The organism is Leyella stercorea (genome assembly GCF_019052365.1).
Lineage (GTDB): Bacteria > Bacteroidota > Bacteroidia > Bacteroidales > Bacteroidaceae > Prevotella.
In genome coordinates this window covers 1-1,152 of record NZ_JAHQUY010000171.1, presented here as the reverse complement: position 1 = coordinate 1,152, position 1,152 = coordinate 1, and the positions used below count along the sequence as shown (strand labels likewise).

The window sequence follows — 1,152 nt, the reverse complement described above, 5'->3', positions numbered from 1 at the left end:
TCAAGGCACCGAAAGCAACGGACAAGGAGAAAAGACATGCAGGCAAGGTTTTCCATGAGATGGATGGCAACCAATTCTATGAGAAATTCATGGAGAACAGCGAGGAGTGCAAGAAGAACATCCATGATTACGTCACCTTCTACTTGCAAACTCACAAGATTGTAGAGATTTCCAAGCCAAAGAAAGAGTTTAAGGTGCCAGACAGTATAGAGGACTTCAATATCCTCGACTTTGTATAACAATTTAATAAGGAGAATTATGGAAAGAACAGAAGAGAACAATGCAACAAAGGATAGATTTGCACATGTGGGCAAAACATTCTCGGAAATGGACAGCGAAAAGCTACAAGCTGAAATCGCAGAACGCTCAAAGATTATTAAACGCAAAATAGATGCGTTGATGGAATTGCATGTGTCAGGTATCTGACAAAAACTGTTGAGGTTGGATTTTCAATAGTCAACAAGTATTTCAATAGCAGAGAATTTGTATAACAATAAAAAAAATGATTATGGCAGACAAAACAAAAAACTGTGGTAAAGGACAACTCACTTCGACAGATGCCAAGGAGTTGTATGAGGCTTTCATGAGAAATTATGAAGAGACAATGGAGGAAGTTGGTAAACAGATTGACGCTTGTCTTGAAGAGACATTTCAAGACCGTACATCGTCAACTATTTCCGACAAGGAGGAGTGTTTTGATGAAGATGCAGCATATGAGAATTATGATGTGGGTGAATTTGAGCCAATCGACAGAATGGAGAAAGAGCGTGCTGAGCAGTATGTCGGTAAGTTCATGGCAAATGCAGGTTTTACCGCAAGATATGGCAGACATGTTGGCATCAGCGAGGACATTCATGAGCGTGTGACTAAATTTGTCAGTATCGTAGGCAAGGGAAAGATTTCCATTGCAAGTTATGTGGACAACATCATCAACGAACACTTCAATGCCTATGCAGCCGAAATCAAGGCTGCATTCGATGAAGGTCTCAAGTCGTATCGCCTCTGACAATAAATTAAGAGTACGCCAATGAAAAAGAAAGACTACGGCTAAAATCTCAGCTTGCCACTGAATCCATAGGACGGCATCATGCCGCATTAGTAAGCAAAAGTGTCAATCGCCAGATGGGACTATCTCCCAAGGAACAGAAAAAA

General features: G+C 40.7%; 2 protein-coding genes and 1 pseudogene. All 3 read left to right on the top strand.

What is annotated here, in order from left to right:
• A pseudogene (locus tag KTQ90_RS13440) lies at positions 1-239 on the top strand (hypothetical protein); the annotation flags it as partial.
• Positions 240-258: 19 nt separating this feature from the next.
• Positions 259-426, top strand: coding sequence for a hypothetical protein (locus KTQ90_RS13435; RefSeq protein WP_217318842.1), 168 nt, complete (start codon positions 259-261; stop codon positions 424-426).
• Positions 427-508: 82 nt separating this feature from the next.
• Positions 509-1,006 (top strand): DUF3408 domain-containing protein, encoded by a 498-nt coding sequence (locus KTQ90_RS13430; RefSeq protein WP_227740970.1) that lies wholly within the window; start codon positions 509-511, stop codon positions 1,004-1,006.
• Positions 1,007-1,152 lie beyond the last annotated feature (146 nt).

Excerpts from the sequence above, each read along its gene's own strand:
- KTQ90_RS13435 (WP_217318842.1), top strand. The coding sequence starts at position 259 with ATGGAAAGAACAGAAGAGAACAATGCAACAAAGGATAGATTTGCACAT.
- KTQ90_RS13430 (WP_227740970.1), top strand. The coding sequence starts at position 509 with ATGGCAGACAAAACAAAAAACTGTGGTAAAGGACAACTCACTTCGACA.